Origin of the sequence: Vibrio breoganii (assembly GCF_001677275.1) — a bacterium.
In the GTDB taxonomy this organism is placed as follows: domain Bacteria; phylum Pseudomonadota; class Gammaproteobacteria; order Enterobacterales; family Vibrionaceae; genus Vibrio; species Vibrio breoganii.
Genome location: NZ_CP016177.1, coordinates 161,137 through 180,538 on the forward strand (window position 1 = coordinate 161,137; position 19,402 = coordinate 180,538).

Sequence of the window (19,402 nt, forward strand, 5' to 3'; positions counted from 1 at the left end):
TTACTTACCCAATAGATAAGTATTGTCGCTACCAACTACAACACCATTCTTCAAAAAGTTCTTTCCAAGAATCATGCTGTATTCAAAGCGACTTCGGTCCTGCAGGTTAACACGAACGGTTTTGCTCACCTCGCCAAGTGTTACGTTCATCATGATCACTGGGCGCTCATTCGGCTTTTCTCCGGCTTTTGCTCGGATGCGCATGATATCGACCACTTCCTTGGTGAAGCTCTGCTTCAAGCCTTCGGCATTTTCATAATCAAAGCTCACCATCTCCTTGCCATCTTTTTCGAAGCGTTTGATGTTTAGGGCATTCATTGAGCTGATATCAGCACCGGTATCCAGTTTTACTGAGAACTTAAGCCCTTCAACCTGTGCTTTCTCAATGTAACCCGTATGGAACAGTGGACGAGGGTCTAACAGGTCTTCGGTACGCGTATTCACAAGCACGCCATCCTTTTTAAAGGCACGGCCGATGGCAAAGTGGGGTTCATCGCCCTTACCAATCGCTTCAAGAGCAAACTCAAGTGTCATCTCTTTTCCGCCGATAACCACTTGCTCTTTTAGGATTGGTCGAACGCTCTCACCCACGCGGATCTTACGCTCTACCTTTTTAATGACTTTTTTATCACTGCCGTCGCTACTTGGAATGTAGAAGCTGGCTTGCTCGCCATTTTTACCTTTGCTTAGCTCAAAGCCATCAACGAATAGCACTGGAGTGTTAATCGCAAAAGAAGGCTCGGCATTCACTGGCGCGCCGTCTAGGTAAATGATTTCGTGGGTCGCAACAATCAGTGGGTCACGCTCACTGAGCAGGGTTTCTAGCGTCATGTTTTCTGCACGCAGTACATTCTTATCTTTAGTATCGATAATGAAGTACTTGTTGAGCGTGTTTTTACCTAAACGTAATTGAGAACTGTATTTAGAGCGATCTTTTAGGTACGCCAAGATAGGCTTCTCGAAGTCGCCCGCCTTCACTGGAACAAATACCAAAGGTCGTTCTTCGCCACTCACTCTAAGCATGCGCTCTAGCGGCAGAGTCAGAGTTGTTTTGTCGCCGGCCTTATTTGCAGTATCAAAAGTCACTGTGCGCTTTTCTTCATCAATCTTGATGTCCATTGCGTGCATTTGACTGTAGCTGTTGGCTAGAGAGAAACTGGTTTTTAGCGAGACACCATCAACAAAAAATTCTTCGCTGCGTCCAACGATACGAGCGTCATTTTGTGATTGAAGGTAGTCGTAACCGGCAAACACCCATGCATTTTGCTTAAGGAAGGTTTTACCAATAAGGATAGGTGCCGAGAAGTTGCTACGGTCGGTCAGGTTAACATCGGTATTGACGGTAATGCCCGCTATCTTAAGTGGAATATTGATAACAGGGCGATACAGCGGGATCTCACTGGTGCGACTACGAATAACACTGGTACGTGCCAGCGGGCGCTCTAATGAGATGACTTCACCGGTTGTTGGGTGGCGAATATCGAATTTAACCACCCCTTGAATATTTCGCTCAGGGGTATCAAAGCTTTCAAGCCACCAATTGCTCTTAGGACCACCAAACTCATCGACAATCGTCTGCATCAGTTCGGTATCTTGCATTCCTTCGTATTTCTCATTGTTGCTGTAGACGTGGATGTTTTCAGCATGCATTGAGGTGGTGTCAGCGCCGGTATCTATTTTGCCAATGAAAGGCTGTTCAGTCAGACCATCAATATCTTGGTAGTAGACGTTTTCCACGCGCCCCAGTATGACCTTATCTTGCCATTCAAGAGCCGGATCTGCAGTGGTGTAGGCCTGCTTGTCGTTTTTCATCATTACGGCAGTATCATTCCCGTCAGCCAACAGAGGTAGGCTGACCATAGAGGCGATGAGCAGAGAGAGAGATTTATTTATCTTTTTCATTATCAACATCCATATCTACCCAACTATTAGCAGCTAGGTTTTTTTTGTCGGGTTACTGGTTTTAATTCTAACTAATAATCAGTGGCTTGCAGGCAAATGTTAGGTTAATTCTTCAAATTAACTCATTGATCGTTGATTATTCGAGCCATTGCCCCTTTAGCTATCTGGTTTTTCTGACATTTGCCCCCATAGTTAGTTTCAAACCCTAAGGAAAAACAAGTGAATTAAGATGAGTCAGACGATTTTTCAAATTATCGCCGCTGAGCTAAATGTTGCTACGCAACAGGTGACTGCGACGGCGAACCTGATTGATGAAGGGAATACAGTACCGTTTATCGCTCGCTATAGAAAGGAAGTCACGGGAGGGCTTGATGATACCCAACTGCGTACCCTAGACAGTCGTTTGACTTATCTACGAGAACTGGCCGAACGTAGGCAGTCGATCCTTAAGTCCATCTCAGACCAAGGTAAACTAACCCCTGAGTTGGAAAAAGAGCTCAATCAGGCCGATAACAAGACTCGTCTTGAAGACCTTTACCTTCCATATAAACCTAAGCGTCGCACTAAGGGACAGATTGCCATAGAGGCAGGTTTGGAGCCTTTGGCGGATGCGATTTGGGGTAATGCCTCCCTTGTACCTGAGGTAGAAGCTGAGAAATATTTGAATCCAGAGCAGGGTATCTCTGACACCAAAGCCGCATTGGATGGCGCGCGAGCCATTGTGATGGAAAGAATTGCAGAAGATGCCGACCTGCTAGAAAAGCTGCGCAACTACCTCAACAAGCATGCACAGCTTCAATCTCGAGTGATTTCTGGCAAAGAGTCTGAGGGAGAGAAGTTCAAGGATTACTTTGAGCATGATGAAGCAATAAGCCGAGTACCTTCGCATCGCGCTCTAGCCATGTTGCGCGGACGCAATGAAGGCTTTTTGCAGTTGTCTCTCAATGCTGACCCGGCACAAGACCCATCTATTCGCAGCTCATACTGTGAAACCATCATCACGGATCATTACCGAATTTCATTAAGTGATGCCCCTGCTGATACGTGGCGTAAGCAAGTGATTAGCTTTGCTTGGAGGGTGAAGGTCTCCATGCACCTTGAAACCGAGCTAATGTCTGCCATGAAAGAGCGCGCAGAGATAGGCGCTATTGAAGTGTTTGCGACCAACCTGAAAGACTTGCTAATGGCCGCACCTGCGGGGCCTCGTGCAACATTAGGTCTTGATCCTGGACTAAGAACGGGCTGTAAAATCGCAGTAGTGGATGGTACTGGTAAGGTACTGGCAACGGATGTTATCTACCCACATCCACCACAAAAGCAATACGACAAGTCGATGCAAACCATTGAGCGATTGATAAAACAGCACAATGTGGATTTGGTGGCGATTGGTAACGGTACGGCTTCTCGTGAATCTGACACCTTTATTGGCGACATCATCAAGAAGGGCGTCAAGGTACAAAAGATTGTGGTCAGTGAAGCGGGGGCATCTGTGTATTCAGCCTCTGAATTGGCGGCCAAAGAGTTCCCTAATATGGATGTGTCTTTGCGTGGCGCGGTGTCTATTGCCCGCCGTTTACAAGACCCACTTGCTGAGCTTGTTAAAATTGACCCTAAATCTATTGGTGTGGGTCAGTATCAGCACGATGTGAGTCAGTCGTCTTTGGCAAAGCGTTTGGATGCCGTGGTTGAAGACTGTGTAAACGGCGTAGGTGTGGATGTAAACACCGCTTCAGCTGCACTGCTTAATCGTGTGGCGGGCTTATCGACCACTCTTGCCCAAAACATCGTGGCGCATCGAGATGATAACGGACGCTTTGAAAGCCGCGCTAGCCTTAAGAAAGTCGCCAGAATGGGACCTAAAGCGTTCGAGCAGAGTGCGGGCTTCCTGCGAATCATGAATGGTCGCAACCCTCTGGATTCATCATCAGTACACCCTGAGGCCTACCCTGTCGTCAAAACGATAGCGGAGAAAACCAGCAAGCCTATCTCAAACCTTATCGGAGATAGTGTCTTCCTAGGTAAGCTAAACGCTATCGATTTTACCAATGAGCAATTTGGTCTGCCTACGGTCACAGACATCATTAAAGAGCTGGATAAACCAGGTCGAGACCCAAGACCAGAGTTTAAAACAGCGACCTTTGCAGAAGGTATCGATAAGGTGTCAGACCTTGAAGTAGGTATGGTGCTTGAGGGTGTGGTCTCTAACGTAGCTAATTTTGGCGCATTTGTTGATATTGGCGTACATCAAGATGGTCTCGTGCATATCTCTGCGCTCACAGATAAGTATGTCTCTGATCCGCGTGAGGTAGTGAAGGCAGGTGACATCGTTAAGGTTAAGGTGATGGAGGTGGATATCCAGCGTAAGCGTATCGCTTTATCTATGCGCCTTAATGATCAGCCTGGGCAGGATAACCGTGCGAGCAAACCACAAGGCAACCGAGACAACAAGCGACCAGTAAGAAATGAACGTCGTGACAGTCGCTCGGCTGCAGACAATGGTTTGGGCGGCGCTATGGCGGCAGCCTTCGCGAGTGCTGGTAAAAAGCGACGCTAACTTCCATTATTAACAAAAAGAGCCCTACATATAATATATAGGGCTCTTTTTATTTGTGCCCATAGTTTGATCTATGCCTTGGCATATTCATCACTGTTGACTATCCAGCGCTGAATGATGGCTTGTGCATTTTCAGGGTATTGTTCATGAATAAAGCGCGCCATTTTTTGTACTTGGGGCACGAGATGTTGATCTCTAACTAAGTCGGCAATCTTGAAATCGGCAATACCGGTTTGTTTGGTCCCCAGTAGCTCTCCAGGGCCTCTTATTTCAAGGTCACGCTGCGCAATAATAAAACCATCATTACTCTCTCTTAATACTCCCAGTCGTTTCTGAGCTGTTTTAGACAGTGGTGCATGGTAGAGAAGCACGCAATGACTTGCTACTGTGCCGCGTCCCACTCGTCCACGTAGCTGGTGGAGCTGGGCAAGTCCAAGGCGCTCAGGGTTCTCTATGATCATCAAGCTAGCATTGGGCACATCCACGCCCACCTCAATAACCGTGGTTGCGACCAAGAGCTGAAGCTCATTGGACTTAAACTGCGCCATGATGGCTTGTTTTTCAGCAGGTTTCATACGGCCATGAACCAGCCCAACTTTTAATTCTGGCAGCTTGGCCGTAAGCTCTTCTGCGATCTCTGCAGCAGCTTGCGCCTCAAGCACCTCGGATTCATCAATCAAGGTACAAACCCAATAGGCTTGTTTTCCTTCATGAGCGCAGGCTGCGCGAATGCGTTCAATAATATCGGCGCGTTTGGTATCGGGAATAGCCACGGTTTGTATTGGCGTACGCCCCGGTGGGAGCTCATCAATCACAGAGGTTTCAAGATCGGCGTAGGCCGTCATAGCAAGGGTTCTAGGGATTGGCGTTGCCGTCATGATCAGCTGGTGAGGGTAGTGACCAGAAGCGGCCCCTTTCTCTCTTAGCTCGAGTCGCTGATGAACACCAAAGCGGTGTTGCTCATCGATGATAACCAGCGATAGGTTATGAAACTTCACCTGCTCTTGAAACAGGGCGTGTGTTCCAACGACCATCTGTGCCTCGCCACTAGCAATAGCTTCTAACTGAGTTTGTTTTGCTTTACCAGTAACCTTGCCCGCTAGCCAGCCGACTTTTATTCCTAGCTGTTCAAACCAAGTAGAAAAGTTGATGGCGTGCTGCTCTGCAAGCAACTCAGTAGGTGCCATCATGGCCACCTGATAACCCTGCTCAATGGCAGTTACCGCCGCAAGAGCCGCAACGAGAGTTTTACCAGAACCTACATCGCCCTGAACAAGACGCATCATAGGGTGGGGCTTGATAAGATCTCCCTCGATCTCTTTAACCACTCTCGACTGCGCGTTTGTTGGAGAAAAGGGTAGTAATTCAAGCAACCCTGTTTTGAGGCGTGATGAAGCGGGCAAAGGAATCGCTTTGTCTAATTGCCCCTTGCTTCTTAATGCCAGCATAGAAAGGTTCTGTGCCAGTAACTCTTCGATGATAAGTCGCAGTTGCGATGGATGACGGCCCAAATCAAATTGCTCTAGGTCAATCTCAGGCTCAGGGCGATGAACAATATGTAGTGCTTGATTAAGAGACAGCTGAGCATCATACAAGCCACTCGGTAATAGTTCATTGACCGCTGACTTGTCCAGCAGCTCTAACGCTTGATCGGTAAGAGTGCGCAGGGTCAATTGACGCAGGCCATCAGTAGTCGGATAAACAGGGGTGAGGCTGGATTCAGTTGCGACGGTTTTGCCTTCGTTGAAGAACTTAAAGTCGGGGTGAACAATCTCTAGCCCTTGATTGCCCCTTTTTATCTCACCGTAGGCATGCACTAACTTGCCTTCACTGAAGTTATTTTTCATTCCAGCGGTAAAGTTAAAAAATCGCAGTGTAATGGTGCCATTGCCGTCGCTAATCTTAACGGTCAACATTTTTCGCCTGGCAAAAACAGTATCCACTGACATTACCTTGCCTTGTACTCCAGCCCATAGTCCTGCGTGCAAACTGGCCATTGGATAGACGCGAGTTCGGTCTTCATAGCGATGAGGAAGGTGAAATAAAAGGTCTTGAACGGTAATTAGGCCTATCTTAGCCAATTTTTCGGCAACTTTAGCACCAACGCCATTTAGGGATGTCAGTGGAATTGCAGATAGGAGTTGCGACATTCTGACTCCGATAAGTGAATGATTTATATCAATATGGTGGCAGGCTTTACGTTATCTTAGGTTATCAATTTAACCTAGCCAAACACAAATAATCGCCCAGCATAATTAAATATAGGGCGGATGGAGAATTAGTAGTTGTAGGGTGTAGGATTTCTGGTAACATACGCGCACTATTTTTGAACAATAATCAGCTCTGCTAAAAAAAGATCAGCGATTTATGCAAAAAGGATCTGTTCGGGTCTTGAGCAATTGCGATCAACTTAGTATAATGCGCGACCTTTGATAGCCTTGTATGGGTTTTCCATAACGGTTTTTGACCTCATAAGAGAGGTTCGGCCACCAAGGTTGATATCGAGCTGAAACGATTTGGAGAAGACATTCATGTCCCGAGTATGCCAAGTAACTGGTAAGCGTCCTGTAACGGGTAACAACCGTTCTCACGCACGCAACGCTACTAAGCGCCGTTTTCTGCCGAACCTACAAACTCATCGTTTCTGGGTAGAGAGCGAAAAACGTTTTGTTAAACTACGTCTAACTGCTAAAGGCATGCGTATCATCGACAAGAAAGGCATTGATGCTGTACTTGTAGATATTCGTGCACGTGGCGAAAACGTTTAAGAGGAATTGAGCAATGGCTAAAGGCATTCGCGAAAAAATCAAACTTGTTTCTTCTGCTGGTACAGGTCACTTCTATACTACAGATAAAAACAAGCGTAACATGCCGGGCAAATTTGAGATCAAGAAATTTGATCCAGTTGTTCGTCAGCACGTTATGTACAAAGAAGCTAAAATCAAGTAATTGATACTTCTTTAAGCAGAACATAAAAACCCAGCACTTGTTGCTGGGTTTTTTTGTGCCTGAAAAACGCTACAATCAAACTCCGTATGATTAATTTGAGCCACTCATGCCCGAGTTACCCGAAGTAGAAGTCTCCCGAATGGGCATCAGCCCGCACATCACTGGTCAAACAATAAAGAAGCTGGTGGTGCGTCAGCGACAGCTGCGATGGCCTGTACCTGAAAAGCTAGAGCAGTTACAAGGCGTGGTGATTGAAGCGGTTGAGCGTCGAGCTAAGTATCTACTGCTAAGAACGGAGCAAGGAAGCATAGTGGTCCACCTTGGGATGTCTGGCTCCCTTCGTATTCAAGATTCAAGTCTAGAACCAACTAAGCATGATCACGTGGATCTGGTGCTAGAAAATGACAAGATGCTACGCTACAACGATCCCCGCCGCTTTGGCTCATGGCAATGGGTCGGTAATGACGAGTCGTTAGCGCTTTTAGACAACCTAGGTCCTGAGCCTCTCTCTGATGAATTCTGCACTGAACATATTATTCTACTAGCGGCAAAGCGCCGTGTGGCAGTAAAGCAGTTCATAATGGATAATAAGGTGGTAGTGGGTGTCGGTAATATCTACGCCAATGAATCTCTTTTTAATGCTAGAATTCATCCATTAAGACCTGCAAATTCATTGACTTATGATGAGTGGGGATTGCTGGTGGACGAGATTAAGCTAGTGCTGGCGAACGCCATTAAACAAGGCGGCACCACGTTAAATGACTTTGAACAGCCAGATGGCAAGCCAGGCTACTTTGCTCAGCAGTTACAAGTCTATGGTCGTGCAGGCGAGGCATGCCCTGTCTGCAAAACAGAAATTAGTCAGAAGATGGTCGGGCAGAGAAATACCTTTTGGTGTGATCATTGTCAGATTGAATGATAATGAATAGCAAGGCATTGCATAAGCAAAGTATCATATGGGAATGATTTTCTTATGTAACCAAGCATATGCCTCAAAAGATCCTAGTACTATCAACAATGTTATTAGGCGATAGCCTCCTTACCACTGGTTTAACTCGAAGTTTAAGGCGAGCATATCCCGATAGCCAAATTGATGTTCTAGTGACTCGTAACGGTCACTTGGCATTTAATGGTAATCCTGATATCAACAACATTGTATATCTAGACAAAAAACCATCGTTCAAGGATCTACTTGGGTTTGCGGTAAAAAATTGGCGTCAATATGATCTAGTTCTAAATGATAGAATTAGCGATAAGCCGATGCTTTATACTTGGATTTGTGGCAAGCAGCGTATCGGTTTCATCGATTCAAAGTTACCTAAAATTAGACGCTTGTTTTACACCAAAACAGTAGATATCAACCCTAAGGTTGAGCACCAGTTCTATCGCAATATGCGTCTTCTGAATCCTGTTGGAATCAGTAAGGAAATGCACCTAGTTGCGCCCGAGGCAAAAGGGTGTGACTTGCTTGAAGCCTTACCGACTAGATATATTATTTTGCATTGCCCTGCCTCCTCTGATTTTAAGCAGTGGCCAATTGACTATTGGCAGGAACTAGCTAAAAAACTACTTAATGAAGGATACTTTCTAGTCTTCACTGGAGCTAACTCGGAGCGAGATACTCAAATCGTTCAAGAGGTAACTGAGTGCTTACCCAAAGCCGGGTGGTTAGATATTTGCGGTAAGGTTCCGTTAAATCAAATGAGTTTAGTCGCAAAAAATAGCAATGGCTTTGTCGGTCCTGATACTGGGCCTGCGCATTTAGCCGCAGGGTACCCTATTCCCCAAGTGGTGCTCTTTGGCGGTACATTGCCGGATATATGGGCCCCATGGCCTTACAATTATTCAAAAGATGGGGTACCTTTCAATCGCAAGGGATTAGCGCAATCTGTGAATAATATTACTATTATTCAAAGTGGTTTGGATTGTGTACCTTGTGGCGGGAAATCTTGTAGCCTTAATAACTCATCAAAACCCGAGTGCTTGGCCAATGTCAATGCTCAAACGGTTTTTGAATCTATAGTAATTAAAATGCCACTGTCGAAATGTGGCCAATAGTGATTGTATGAAATATTTAGTAACTGGAGCTGCGGGCTTCATTGGAAGTGCGGTTGTTGAACGTTTGACGGATGCGGGTCATGAGGTTGTCGGTATCGATAACATGAATGACTACTATCAGGTTTCGCTAAAAGAAGATCGCTTGACGCGTATCGTTCACGATAAGTTTGTGTTCAAGAACTTAGATCTGGCCGATCGTGAAGGGATCGCAACATTATTTGCTGAAGAGCAATTTGATAAGGTTATTCACTTAGCGGCTCAAGCTGGCGTTCGTTACTCTATCGATAACCCTTTAGCATATGCGGACAGCAACCTAGTCGGGCATCTAACCATTCTTGAAGGTTGCCGACACCATAAGATTAAGCATCTTGTGTATGCGTCTTCTAGTTCAGTCTACGGCCTTAACAAAAAGATGCCTTTTGATACTGCTGACTCTGTGGACCATCCTATCTCGCTATATGCCGCCACTAAAAAATCGAACGAGTTAATGGCTCACACCTATTCTCACCTTTACGGTGTGCCAACAACGGGTCTACGCTTTTTCACTGTATACGGCCCTTGGGGACGCCCGGACATGGCGTTATTCAAGTTTACCAAGGCAATTATGAATGGCGACGAGATTGATGTGTACAACAACGGTGATATGCAACGTGACTTCACCTATATCGATGATATCGTAGAGGGCATTATCCGCATTCAAGATGTTGTCCCTGAAGCGAACAGTGATTGGAGCGTAGAACAAGGCTCTCCTGCAACCAGTTCTGCGCCATATCGTGTATATAACATTGGCCACGGCAGCCCAGTGAAGCTAATGGAATACATTGAAGCATTGGAAGATGCACTAGGTGTGGAAGCGAAGAAAAACTTTATGCCTATGCAACCTGGCGATGTGTACGCTACTTACGCCGATACAGAGGACTTATTCAAGGCTACTGGATACAAGCCTAAGGTGAAGGTCAAAGAGGGTGTGAAAGCCTTTGCTGATTGGTATAAAGCCTACTACGAACTCTAAGTTTAGCATGCGCCATATCGTTCATATACTTGACCAGCCTATGCCACCACTACCTGATAGTGGTGGTTCTAATCGATTAGTCGAGTGGTTGGCACAAGAGCAGAATAATTTAGGTCATAAGGTGACTGTTATAGCGCCTATGGGTAATAAAACTAGCCACTTTGAATTTATACAAAATCCCGTGGTTAGTACGTCGTGGGAAAGCCTGAACGAAGTTTTACCTTCAGATACAACTGATATCGAAATACACTGTGGTTTGCCGGAGAGTATTTCTGAAGGAATTCAGAGCCGCGGGCTAGGGTTACTAAATGTTATTCATGGTGGGCAAGGACATGAGATAAATGGTGTCTATGTATCTAGATCACATGCAAAGAATAACGGTAGAGAAAAATTCATTCACAATGGTATTCCAGAACAAACGGTTGAGTTTGGTCTGGAGAAAGATGAATTCTTACTATTCTTGGCCAAGGTTAAACGCAGTAAAAAGGGGATATCAACAGCCATAAAAATCGCTAAAAGTAGTAAAACTAGGCTTGTAGTGGCTGGAGGTCATAGATTCGGCAATCCAGAAACATGGTTCAACTGGCATCCCTATATTAAACCCGTTGGCTATATAAACGGTAAGAAAAAGTCCCATTATCTCAGCAAAGCTAAAGCCTTGCTGGTACCGATACAATGGGAAGAACCGTTTGGGTTGACTGTCGTAGAGGCAATGCTATCTGGTACTCCGGTTATTGCATTTAGGAGAGGGGCCATGAGTGAATTGATTATTGATGGAACAACCGGATTCTTATGTGATAACGAAGAGCAAATGTTAGCCGCTATCTCAAAAGTATCAGCCCTAGATCCGGTACAAATTCGAAAGCACGCAAGACATCATTTCTCATCTATGAAGATGGCTAAAGAGCATTTGAACCTCTTGGATCTATCTTTGAAAGAAAGTTGGTAGTTAGGTGCGAAATGAATTTAGATTCAAAAGGTTTAGCAAAAGCTAAACCTTTTCTTTTATGCGCTTAAAAACAGATGCAGGTACAAAGCCTTCAACATCGCCACCATGAATTGCAACTTCGCGAACTATGGTTGAGGATAGAAAAGCAAACTCTTCTGAAGGCGTTAAGAATATACTTTCGAGATCAGGCAGTAATTTTCGATACATGCTGGTCAAGCCGAATTCATATTCGAAGTCCATGGTTGTGCGTAAACCACGAACAAGAAGGTTCGCTTTCTTTTCCTTCGCAAATTCAATTAGTAACCCAGAAAACCCTTCCACATAGACGTTATCTAGATGAGCTACGGACTCTTGGAGCATAGCGACACGCTCTTCTAAGGAGAACATAGTGTTTTTGCTTGGGCTAGCCGCCACACAGACCGTTACTTTTTCAAACAGGTTTGCGGCACGCGTGATGATATCCAAATGGCCATTGGTTAGAGGATCAAAGGTGCCGGGATAGAGGACGTGGTTTTTCATAGATTAATTCTTCTCTACTGCATTATTGAGTAATAGGCAAACTTGTTCAACGCTAATCGATGCCATTAGGTCATCACCTTTAGCTCGTGTACCCCAAGGTATATCCTTAAGTGCTTTGCCTGTTTGATTTTGAATGTGCTCGTCATAGGCATTCGCAACCAAATCAAGGCTATTGTAGGGACCTGTTCGGCGTGGATCACTATGAGCGTACAGCCCAATAACCGGTGTTCCCTGAGTTGTAGCCAAGTGAGCTGGACCTGAATCTGGTGCAAGCACCACTGTCGCTTCAGAGAGAACAGCGGTTAACTGCTTCAATGACGTTTTCCCCACAAGATTTGTTACAGAGCCTTTGGTGAGATTGATAATATCTTCAGCTAGCATAATCTCTCTTTCGGCAGGGGAGCCACACAGAATAACTTGCATGCCTTGCTCTATTGCGTAGTCAGAAAGCAATGCGTAGCGCTCTGTTAACCAATTGCGAGAATCTTTGCTTGCCGCGGCTGAGATGACTAAGGTGGCTTTGTTGCCGACTGTATCTTTAGCGAATTGTCGGTCTTTATCAGATACTGGGATATTCCAGCTTGGTTGATAAAATGGCACACCTATATATCGAGCAAAATCAGCAAAATTATCCAGTACATGAAAGCTTTCTGATTCTGGTAAGTGCTTGTTAGTAAAAAGCCACTGCCCTTCTTTGGTACGGTTTTTACTAAAGCCAACCTTGTATTTGGCTTTTATACCAAAGGAGAGGGCGCTTGCTCTTAGTGCCGCTTGCATATGCAATAGCACATCGAATTGAGTGGAAGAGAGCTGCTTCCAAACAGCCTTCATGCCTTTCAGTCCTTGCTTTTTGTCAAATACAATCACACGAATATCGGGTAAGTCGCCGATCAGTTGTGCTTCGATCTTTCCACAGATCCAAGTGATTTCCGTTTTTGGCCAGTGCTTCTGAATAGCTTGAACAACCGATATTGCATGGCAAACATCGCCAATAGCTGAAAGACGAAGAACACAGAGCGATTTTGGTGCTGATTTGAACAGTGTCATGCAATTAACTCGTAAATTAGATGGATAAATTATGCAGGTGCTAGAGTTAATTGTAAAATTGGGAAGCTATTGATTTTTATCGGGGTTATAGATTGGAAATACTGCGAAGTAAAACAGAGGTGATTTGGTTTGAGCCTGACCTTCTTAACATGCCTCCTGATATGAGCTTCGAAGCACCATATTGGCTCGTGCAAAATAAGGTAGTAGGAAGTGCTAAGGGGCGCGGAACGACTTGGTTTGTGCAACTAGATGGACTGCAAGGGGCACTTCGTCATTATCGCCGTGGTGGTCTGTTTGGAAAATTGATAAAAGATCAATATTGGTTCTCTGGCTGGGAAAAAACCAGAAGTTTTCAAGAGTTTGCTCTTTTGCAGCATTTGCGAAAAAAAGGGGTCAATGTTCCTAGGCCTATCGCTGCTCGTGCTATCAAGTTTGGCCCTATTTATACCGCTGACTTGCTCAGTGAAAGAATCCCAAACGCACAAGATTTGGTAGCTAAACTTCAGCAATCATCTCTATCTCGAGAGACCTATAAAACAATAGGCCGACAGGTTAAGCAGTTGCACTTAGCTCAAGTGAATCATACGGATCTAAACATTCATAACATCTTGCTTGATGAAAATGATAAGGCTTGGATCATTGATTTTGATAAATGCTCAGAGCAAGCTGGTGATGACTGGAAAGTGGGTAACTTGGCAAGACTAAAGCGCTCTTTTCTAAAAGAAGTCAAGCGCTTCGGTATTCATTGGAGTGAGGAAGAATGGGAGCACTTACTTAGCGGATACAATACTCTCTAGCGCATCAATTGTTCTTGCTACTGCGCCCTGATTTCGTTCAACCACTTGAAAGGCGTTTTGTCCCATTTCTGAACATGAAGAAGGGTCTTTAAACAACCTAATTAGGTTGTCGCTGATTTCTTTATCTGATTCACAAATGGTTAGCGCTTTTTCCTCGATAAGTTGTTGGGTGATATCTTTAAAGTTAAAGAAGCTTGGGCCGTTGAGAATAGGTTTTCCAAGTGCCGCAGGCTCAAGCATATTATGCCCTCCAACTTTATCGCCTATGAGACTGCCCGCCATAAAGCAAATATCTGAAGCACTTATGAGGGTTAACATCTCACCCATGGTGTCTCCAAGATACACTTGAACATCTGTCGTTACTTCCGATTTATCCGTTCGTGATACCACATAGAGCCCGAGTTCGCCCCCTAGTTTGGCGACAGTAGAGAACCTTTCAGGGTGGCGAGGAACCATAATCAGCAATGCATCAGGGATTGTCTTCAATAGTTGTTGATGGGCTTTATAGATAGTCTCATCTTCACCTTCATGAGTACTAGCTGCTATCCATACCGGCCTATCTGTTCCCAATTGTTTGCGCAGTACTTTGCCTTCTGTTTCAACTGATTCGGAAATGGATATGTCGAACTTTAGAGAACCAGCTACTGCAGTTTTGCTTGATAGTAGGCCTAGCCTAGTAAATCTTTCGGCATCATCATTATGCTGGCATAACACCATGTCCAAGCTCTGTGAGATAAGATTGAATACCGATTGAAACTTTTGATAGCGCAGACAAGAGCGCTCAGACAGGCGCGCATTAATCACGGCCACTGGAATCTCAGCTTTTGAAACAGCAGTTAGAGTATTTGGCCATAACTCTGTTTCCATGATTAGCATACACTTGGGCTTAGTGACCTTCAGAAAGCGTTTAACGCACCAAGAAAAATCAACAGGCATGTATCTGTGCTCTGCAATATCTGAAAGCTTTGACGCTTGCTCAGCGCCAGTGGTAGTGGTTGTGGTAATCAAGATATCTTGCTGTGGATACTCTTCTTTAATAGCACGAATGAGCGGAGTCGCTGCGATAGTTTCACCAACGGAAACGGTATGAATCCATATTGGTTTATGGCCTTTGAGGGAAGGTGTACCACCAAAGTATTCACTCCAGCGTTTTCCAACACTGGGTTTACCCTCTTTTCTTTTCAATAAAGAGACGAGAAGGATGGGGCTAAAAACGGTGAGTAAAATGCTATAAGCTGTTCTTATCAAAAAAAAATTCATTATTTACTGTATAATATTTGGACATAAAAATAAGAGATCACATATGACTACCATCTTAAGTTACAATGTGAAAGTAAGCCAGAACAGGAAAGATAAGTGATCTGTAAACATCGACGTTATCTGATGTACATCTCTCAGAACTATTCATATGCAATCTTGCGTCCAATCCAGCAGTATATCCTTTCACAAGGTGGAGAGGTTCGTTGGTTTCTGGAGGGAGATGAGGTAGATCCTGATTATCTTTCGTCAAAAGAATTAAGAATAGCCTATATTGATGATGTGATTTCTTGGAGCCCTGATGCAGTGTTTGTTCCTGGTAATGTGGTTCCCCCCTTTATTCCTGGAGTTAAAGTGGGTGTATTTCATGGGTTCAACTCAGGGAAGCGAGATGATGTCAGAGGGCATTTTGATATTCGTGGTTTTTTTGACCTCTACTGCACTCAAGGACCAAACACGACAGAAGAGTTTCAGAAGCTAGCGACTAAGCATGGTTTTTTTAAAGTTGTTGAAACTGGTTGGTCTAATTTAGATCCAATGTATCGTGTGATCGAAAGTAACCCTTACGTCACCCAAGAAGATACGCGACCAACGATACTATTTTGTTCTACATTTACACCTAAACTGTCGTGTGCGGATACAGTGTTTGAAACGGTGAAGTCACTTTCGGAGAAAGGAAACTGGAGGTGGTTAGTTCAGTTTCACCCCAAAATGGAAAGCAGAATTGTAGAAAAGTACAAAGGTATACAAGGCCCTAACCTTCAGTTTATCGAAACAGATAATGTTATCCCATTGCTAAGGGCTGCAGATGTTATGTTATGCGATACCTCCTCTGTACTGATTATGTTTCTCTTACTCGATAGACCTGTTGTGACATTTCGAAATCGCAGTCCATCAGAGCATTTGATAAATATAACTGAAGTCAATGATATAGAAGAAGCAATTCGCTTGGCGCTATCAAAGCCAGACAAAACCATGTCAGCTATCCAAGAGTATGGAAGCCAAGTGCACCCTTATAGTGATGGGCTGTCGAGTGTGCGTGTTGTAGAAGCGACAAATAATCTTATTGATCAGGGTATTTCTGATCTTAAGAGAAAGCCTTTGAATATTTTTAGAAAATTTAAAATTAGGAAGAAACTGGGTTACTGGAAGTTCTAAATAACCTGTTTTAGTGGAGAAAGAATGAGAATAGCGATCGCCATCGATAGGCTAAGTACAGGTGGAGCAGCCAAGGTAATGTACTCATTGGCACAAGAGTTACAAAACTCTGGCCATGAGCCACATTTTCTTCTAATGAATGATCACAATGTCTATAAAGATATTACATCTATTCCTGTACATGTATGTTTTCCAGGGCGCCATCGCAAGCTAAATGGCTTGTTATCAGCTAATGCAATGGCGGATGTACTGAAGGAGAAAATATCCGATATCGAAAAAGAAGTTGGCAATTTTGACTTTTTCTTGTCGAATCTAGATAAGACCAACTTACTAATGATCAAGTCTCAGGTATCACCTCTGTATGTTGTAGTTCATGCATCAGTTAAAGCTGAATTACAAAGGCATGCTAAGCTAGGACCGATTAAGTATTTAAGAAAACTTCGAGCAAAGAAAGCCTTAAACGAACAAAATGTTATTACTGTATCTGAGGGAATAGAGGGTGAGATAAATAATATAGCCTTTATTAATCCAAAGACTCTAAAGACAATTTATAACCCTTTTAATGTCAGTGAAATAATAGAAAAGTCTAATGAAGAGAATAAGCATATTCCTGATGCTGAGTATTTGATTCATGTAGGTAGGTTTGTAAAACAAAAAAGACATGATGTGTTATTTGATTCTATATCAAAAATGAAGAACAAACTTCCTGTTGTACTATTGGTTAATAATGAAGACAAAGTGCGAAAGCTTGCTGAAAAGTACAACGTAGCAGATAGAGTAATACTACCCGGTCATCAAACAAACCCCTACCCGTGGATAAAGAATGCTAAAGCAATGGTTTTAAGTTCAGATTTTGAGGGGTTGCCAACGGTGCTCATTGAGTCATTGATCTGTGGTACTCCAATAGTAAGCACAGACTGTCCTCACGGTCCTAAAGAAATACTCAAAGAACAATTGTCTAAGTACTTAGTCCCCGTTCAGGATAGTAGTGCGTTAGCAAATGCAGTTGATAACATTCTTGCCGACAATCCTAGTATCAGAGATATGGACATTGTCGATGAAGTAAGAGCTTCAAATATAGCGAATATATATATCGAGCATTGTAAATGAAAAAAACATTAGTTTTTGAAAATACTTATTTTAGCCTGTTTGTGTTTTTTCTTTATGATAAAAACTGGAAAAGTTACGACTACTTACTTTGGGGGAATAGGTTTGATCATGATTTTGTTGAGCATTTATCAAATTATGTTAACGTGCTTGAGTATTCTTATCAGTCGATTCCTAGATTAATTTCTAAGTCCAGTCATTCATTACTTAAGTACTATTCAGATAAAATTGAATTACGAAATATTTTTAAAAATTATGATGTTTGTATTGGTAACGTGCGAGAAATTAATGACCCATATATCTCAGTTACTAGGATACAGATTGATGATGGCACTGGGACTCACCTAGAATTAATTAATGGACCAAAGAGAAAGTCTACGCTATTTTCAATATTTGATTACCTTTCATTTAAAGAAAGTGTAAAGATAAGAAGAAGCAAAGAATTTATATTGACGAAAAATATTGAATCACATGCAGACTATAGAGATAGATGTAATTTTATTGATATAAAATCAGAGTGGGAGAAAAGAACCCAGTCTGAGAGAGAAGAATTGTTAAGTATATTTAGGGTGTCTTATGATGATTTTTCTTATATAAATGGCAGCTCATCGATATTGTTTACACAACCATTTAGTGAAAATCGTAGCGATTATTTGGAATCGGATAAAGTAAATGGCTATAGACATATTATTAATATGCATGGGATTAAAGAGAAAGACATTATAATAAAGCCACATCCAGCAGAAAAAACAGATTACTCACTTTACTTTCCTGATGCTACTATAATTAAGTCCAGCTTTCCCGCTGAGCTGATAGCTCTTCTCGGGTTCAATCTAGATAAAGTTTTATCAGTAGCCACTACAGCAGGTGAGTGTTTCAAAGGAAGTTGTAATCTTATCTACTATGCCAAAGGCGCAAAATTCTTTAACTTCCCAGAATCAGTTGCGAATAGATTAAACTCAATGGATTTATAAATATGAAAAAAATCAATCTTTTAGCTGTTACCCATCATAGTAGGCAAAACATAAATCCAATAAGACCTGAAGCAGCTCAAATAATAGGTTTACATAAATCAGGTAGAGTAAATGTAACTGTACTCTGTAACCCTTCATCAACATTAATTCCACATCTTAAAAAAGAAGGAATCACAGTGTTGACGGATCCATTAGATAAGAAATTATCTATATCTACAATATCTCACATAAAGAAGCTGATTAAAGAAAAGCAAATAGATATATTGCATTTGTTTAATAATATTGCGTGTAGCAATGGAGCAACAGCCGCAATAGGGACAGATGTTAAAGTGATAGCCTACCGTGGGCAAACAGGAAATGTAAGTCGCTTTGACCCTTCTAGCTATCTCGTTATGTTGCACCCTAGGCTGAACAAAATTATTTGTGTAGCACGAGCAATTGAGAAAGATCTTCGTCAGTACTTGTGGGGAGATAAATCAAGAGCGGTTACCGTTTATAAAGGGCATGACCAATCATGGTATAAAGGGTCTCCTGCAACATTAGATGAAGTACCACTACATAACGATTCGTTTAGATTATCTATGGTGGCCAATCTTCGCCCAAGAAAAGGGCTAAGTGTATTTATGGACGCACTAGCTTTGCTACCTGATGGTTTGAATATTGATATACTTTTAGTAGGTGCAGACCCTGACAACTCTAAGATTCAAGAAATGATTGAGCGAAGTACTCTTAAAGGGCGAGTTCATGCTTTAGGTTACAGAGAGGATGCACCAGAGGTTGCTGCTGCTTCGGATGTGATTATACTGCCGACAACTAAAAGAGAAGGCTTATGCCGCGCAGTTCTTGAAGCTAATTCCTATGGTATACCAGCAATAGTTTCTGACACCGGCGGGAATGCAGAACTGGTTGCTGATGGTGATACTGGTATTGTAGTCCCTCCTTCCGATGCTGAGGCTCTCGCATCTGCTATCCTAAAACTTTACGAAGATAGGGAGCTCTGCAAAGAGTTTGGCAGAAAAGCGAGAGAAAGAGCGATAAATAAATTTAATGTTGAACAGGGTGTTAGCAAAACCTTGGAAATCTACCAGTCCCTAGTTAACAAACAATAATTGATTAAGA

17 protein-coding genes are annotated in these 19,402 nt (G+C 43.2%); 12 read left to right on the plus strand and 5 right to left on the minus strand.

What is annotated here, in order from left to right; translation table 11 throughout:
• Positions 1-1,902 (minus strand): ATP-dependent zinc protease family protein, encoded by a 1,902-nt coding sequence (locus tag A6E01_RS00805; protein WP_065209366.1) that lies wholly within the window; start codon positions 1,900-1,902, stop codon positions 1-3.
• A gap of 229 nt (positions 1,903-2,131) precedes the next feature.
• On the opposite strand from A6E01_RS00805, the gene A6E01_RS00810 reads away from it, so the two are divergent.
• The gene (locus A6E01_RS00810; protein WP_065209367.1) at positions 2,132-4,456 is read left to right on the plus strand and encodes a Tex family protein; all 2,325 of its coding nucleotides are present in this window, start codon (positions 2,132-2,134) and stop codon (positions 4,454-4,456) included.
• A 71-nt stretch (positions 4,457-4,527) separates the two neighbouring features.
• Here the strand turns inward: A6E01_RS00810 and recG are convergent, their stop codons facing one another.
• Complete coding sequence (gene recG, locus A6E01_RS00815) at positions 4,528-6,606, minus strand: ATP-dependent DNA helicase RecG (protein ID WP_065209368.1); 2,079 nt, start codon at positions 6,604-6,606, stop codon at positions 4,528-4,530.
• 381 nt (positions 6,607-6,987) lie between these two features.
• On the opposite strand from recG, the gene rpmB reads away from it, so the two are divergent.
• The 6 genes from rpmB to A6E01_RS00845 all read left to right on the plus strand — a co-directional run bounded on the left by rpmB (position 6,988) and on the right by A6E01_RS00845 (position 11,424).
• Positions 6,988-7,224, plus strand: coding sequence for a 50S ribosomal protein L28 (rpmB, locus tag A6E01_RS00820; protein ID WP_004728407.1), 237 nt, complete (start codon positions 6,988-6,990; stop codon positions 7,222-7,224).
• Between the two features lie 13 nt (positions 7,225-7,237).
• The gene (rpmG, locus tag A6E01_RS00825; protein WP_017029383.1) at positions 7,238-7,405 is read left to right on the plus strand and encodes a 50S ribosomal protein L33; all 168 of its coding nucleotides are present in this window, start codon (positions 7,238-7,240) and stop codon (positions 7,403-7,405) included.
• A 106-nt stretch (positions 7,406-7,511) separates the two neighbouring features.
• Complete coding sequence (gene mutM / locus A6E01_RS00830; protein WP_065209369.1) at positions 7,512-8,324, plus strand: bifunctional DNA-formamidopyrimidine glycosylase/DNA-(apurinic or apyrimidinic site) lyase; 813 nt, start codon at positions 7,512-7,514, stop codon at positions 8,322-8,324.
• A 182-nt stretch (positions 8,325-8,506) separates the two neighbouring features.
• Positions 8,507-9,463, plus strand: a complete 957-nt coding sequence (locus A6E01_RS00835; RefSeq protein WP_237334479.1) for a glycosyltransferase family 9 protein — start codon at positions 8,507-8,509, stop codon at positions 9,461-9,463.
• 7 nt (positions 9,464-9,470) lie between these two features.
• Positions 9,471-10,475 (plus strand): NAD-dependent epimerase, encoded by a 1,005-nt coding sequence (locus A6E01_RS00840; RefSeq protein ID WP_065209371.1) that lies wholly within the window; start codon positions 9,471-9,473, stop codon positions 10,473-10,475.
• Between the two features lie 7 nt (positions 10,476-10,482).
• Positions 10,483-11,424 carry a glycosyltransferase gene (locus tag A6E01_RS00845; protein ID WP_065209372.1) on the plus strand — a complete coding sequence of 314 codons (942 nt, stop codon included), beginning with the start codon at positions 10,483-10,485 and terminating at the stop codon, positions 11,422-11,424.
• A gap of 42 nt (positions 11,425-11,466) precedes the next feature.
• Here A6E01_RS00845 and coaD read toward each other — a convergent pair whose 3' ends face one another.
• Both coaD and A6E01_RS00855 read right to left on the minus strand, forming a co-directional pair.
• Positions 11,467-11,943, minus strand: a complete 477-nt coding sequence (gene coaD, locus A6E01_RS00850) for a pantetheine-phosphate adenylyltransferase (RefSeq protein ID WP_017029388.1) — start codon at positions 11,941-11,943, stop codon at positions 11,467-11,469.
• A gap of 3 nt (positions 11,944-11,946) precedes the next feature.
• Positions 11,947-12,990 carry a glycosyltransferase family 9 protein gene (locus A6E01_RS00855; protein ID WP_065209373.1) on the minus strand — a complete coding sequence of 348 codons (1,044 nt, stop codon included), beginning with the start codon at positions 12,988-12,990 and terminating at the stop codon, positions 11,947-11,949.
• A 92-nt stretch (positions 12,991-13,082) separates the two neighbouring features.
• On the opposite strand from A6E01_RS00855, the gene A6E01_RS00860 reads away from it, so the two are divergent.
• A complete protein-coding gene (locus A6E01_RS00860) occupies positions 13,083-13,787 on the plus strand; it encodes a 3-deoxy-D-manno-octulosonic acid kinase (RefSeq protein ID WP_065209374.1) in 705 nt (234 codons plus the stop codon).
• Here A6E01_RS00860 and waaA read toward each other — a convergent pair.
• On the minus strand, positions 13,761-15,047 hold the full coding sequence (gene waaA / locus A6E01_RS00865; protein ID WP_065209375.1) for a lipid IV(A) 3-deoxy-D-manno-octulosonic acid transferase: 1,287 nt from the start codon (positions 15,045-15,047) through the stop codon (positions 13,761-13,763). The two genes, A6E01_RS00860 and waaA, sit on opposite strands and share 27 nt — an antisense overlap.
• A 96-nt stretch (positions 15,048-15,143) precedes the next feature.
• Between waaA and A6E01_RS00870 the strand changes: the two genes are divergently transcribed.
• From A6E01_RS00870 to A6E01_RS00885, 4 genes are read left to right on the plus strand one after another with little or no spacing between them, the layout of a single operon-like run.
• Positions 15,144-16,202, plus strand: coding sequence for a CDP-glycerol glycerophosphotransferase family protein (locus A6E01_RS00870; RefSeq protein ID WP_237334480.1), 1,059 nt, complete (start codon positions 15,144-15,146; stop codon positions 16,200-16,202).
• 24 nt (positions 16,203-16,226) lie between these two features.
• Positions 16,227-17,312, plus strand: a complete 1,086-nt coding sequence (locus A6E01_RS00875) for a glycosyltransferase (protein ID WP_065209377.1) — start codon at positions 16,227-16,229, stop codon at positions 17,310-17,312.
• Positions 17,309-18,283, plus strand: coding sequence for a glycosyltransferase family 52 (locus tag A6E01_RS00880; protein WP_065209378.1), 975 nt, complete (start codon positions 17,309-17,311; stop codon positions 18,281-18,283). Before A6E01_RS00875 ends, A6E01_RS00880 begins: the two co-directional genes overlap by 4 nt.
• Positions 18,284-18,285: 2 nt before the next feature.
• Positions 18,286-19,392: a glycosyltransferase gene (locus A6E01_RS00885; protein WP_065209379.1), complete on the plus strand. Its 1,107-nt coding sequence runs from the start codon at positions 18,286-18,288 to the stop codon at positions 19,390-19,392.
• Positions 19,393-19,402 lie beyond the last annotated feature (10 nt).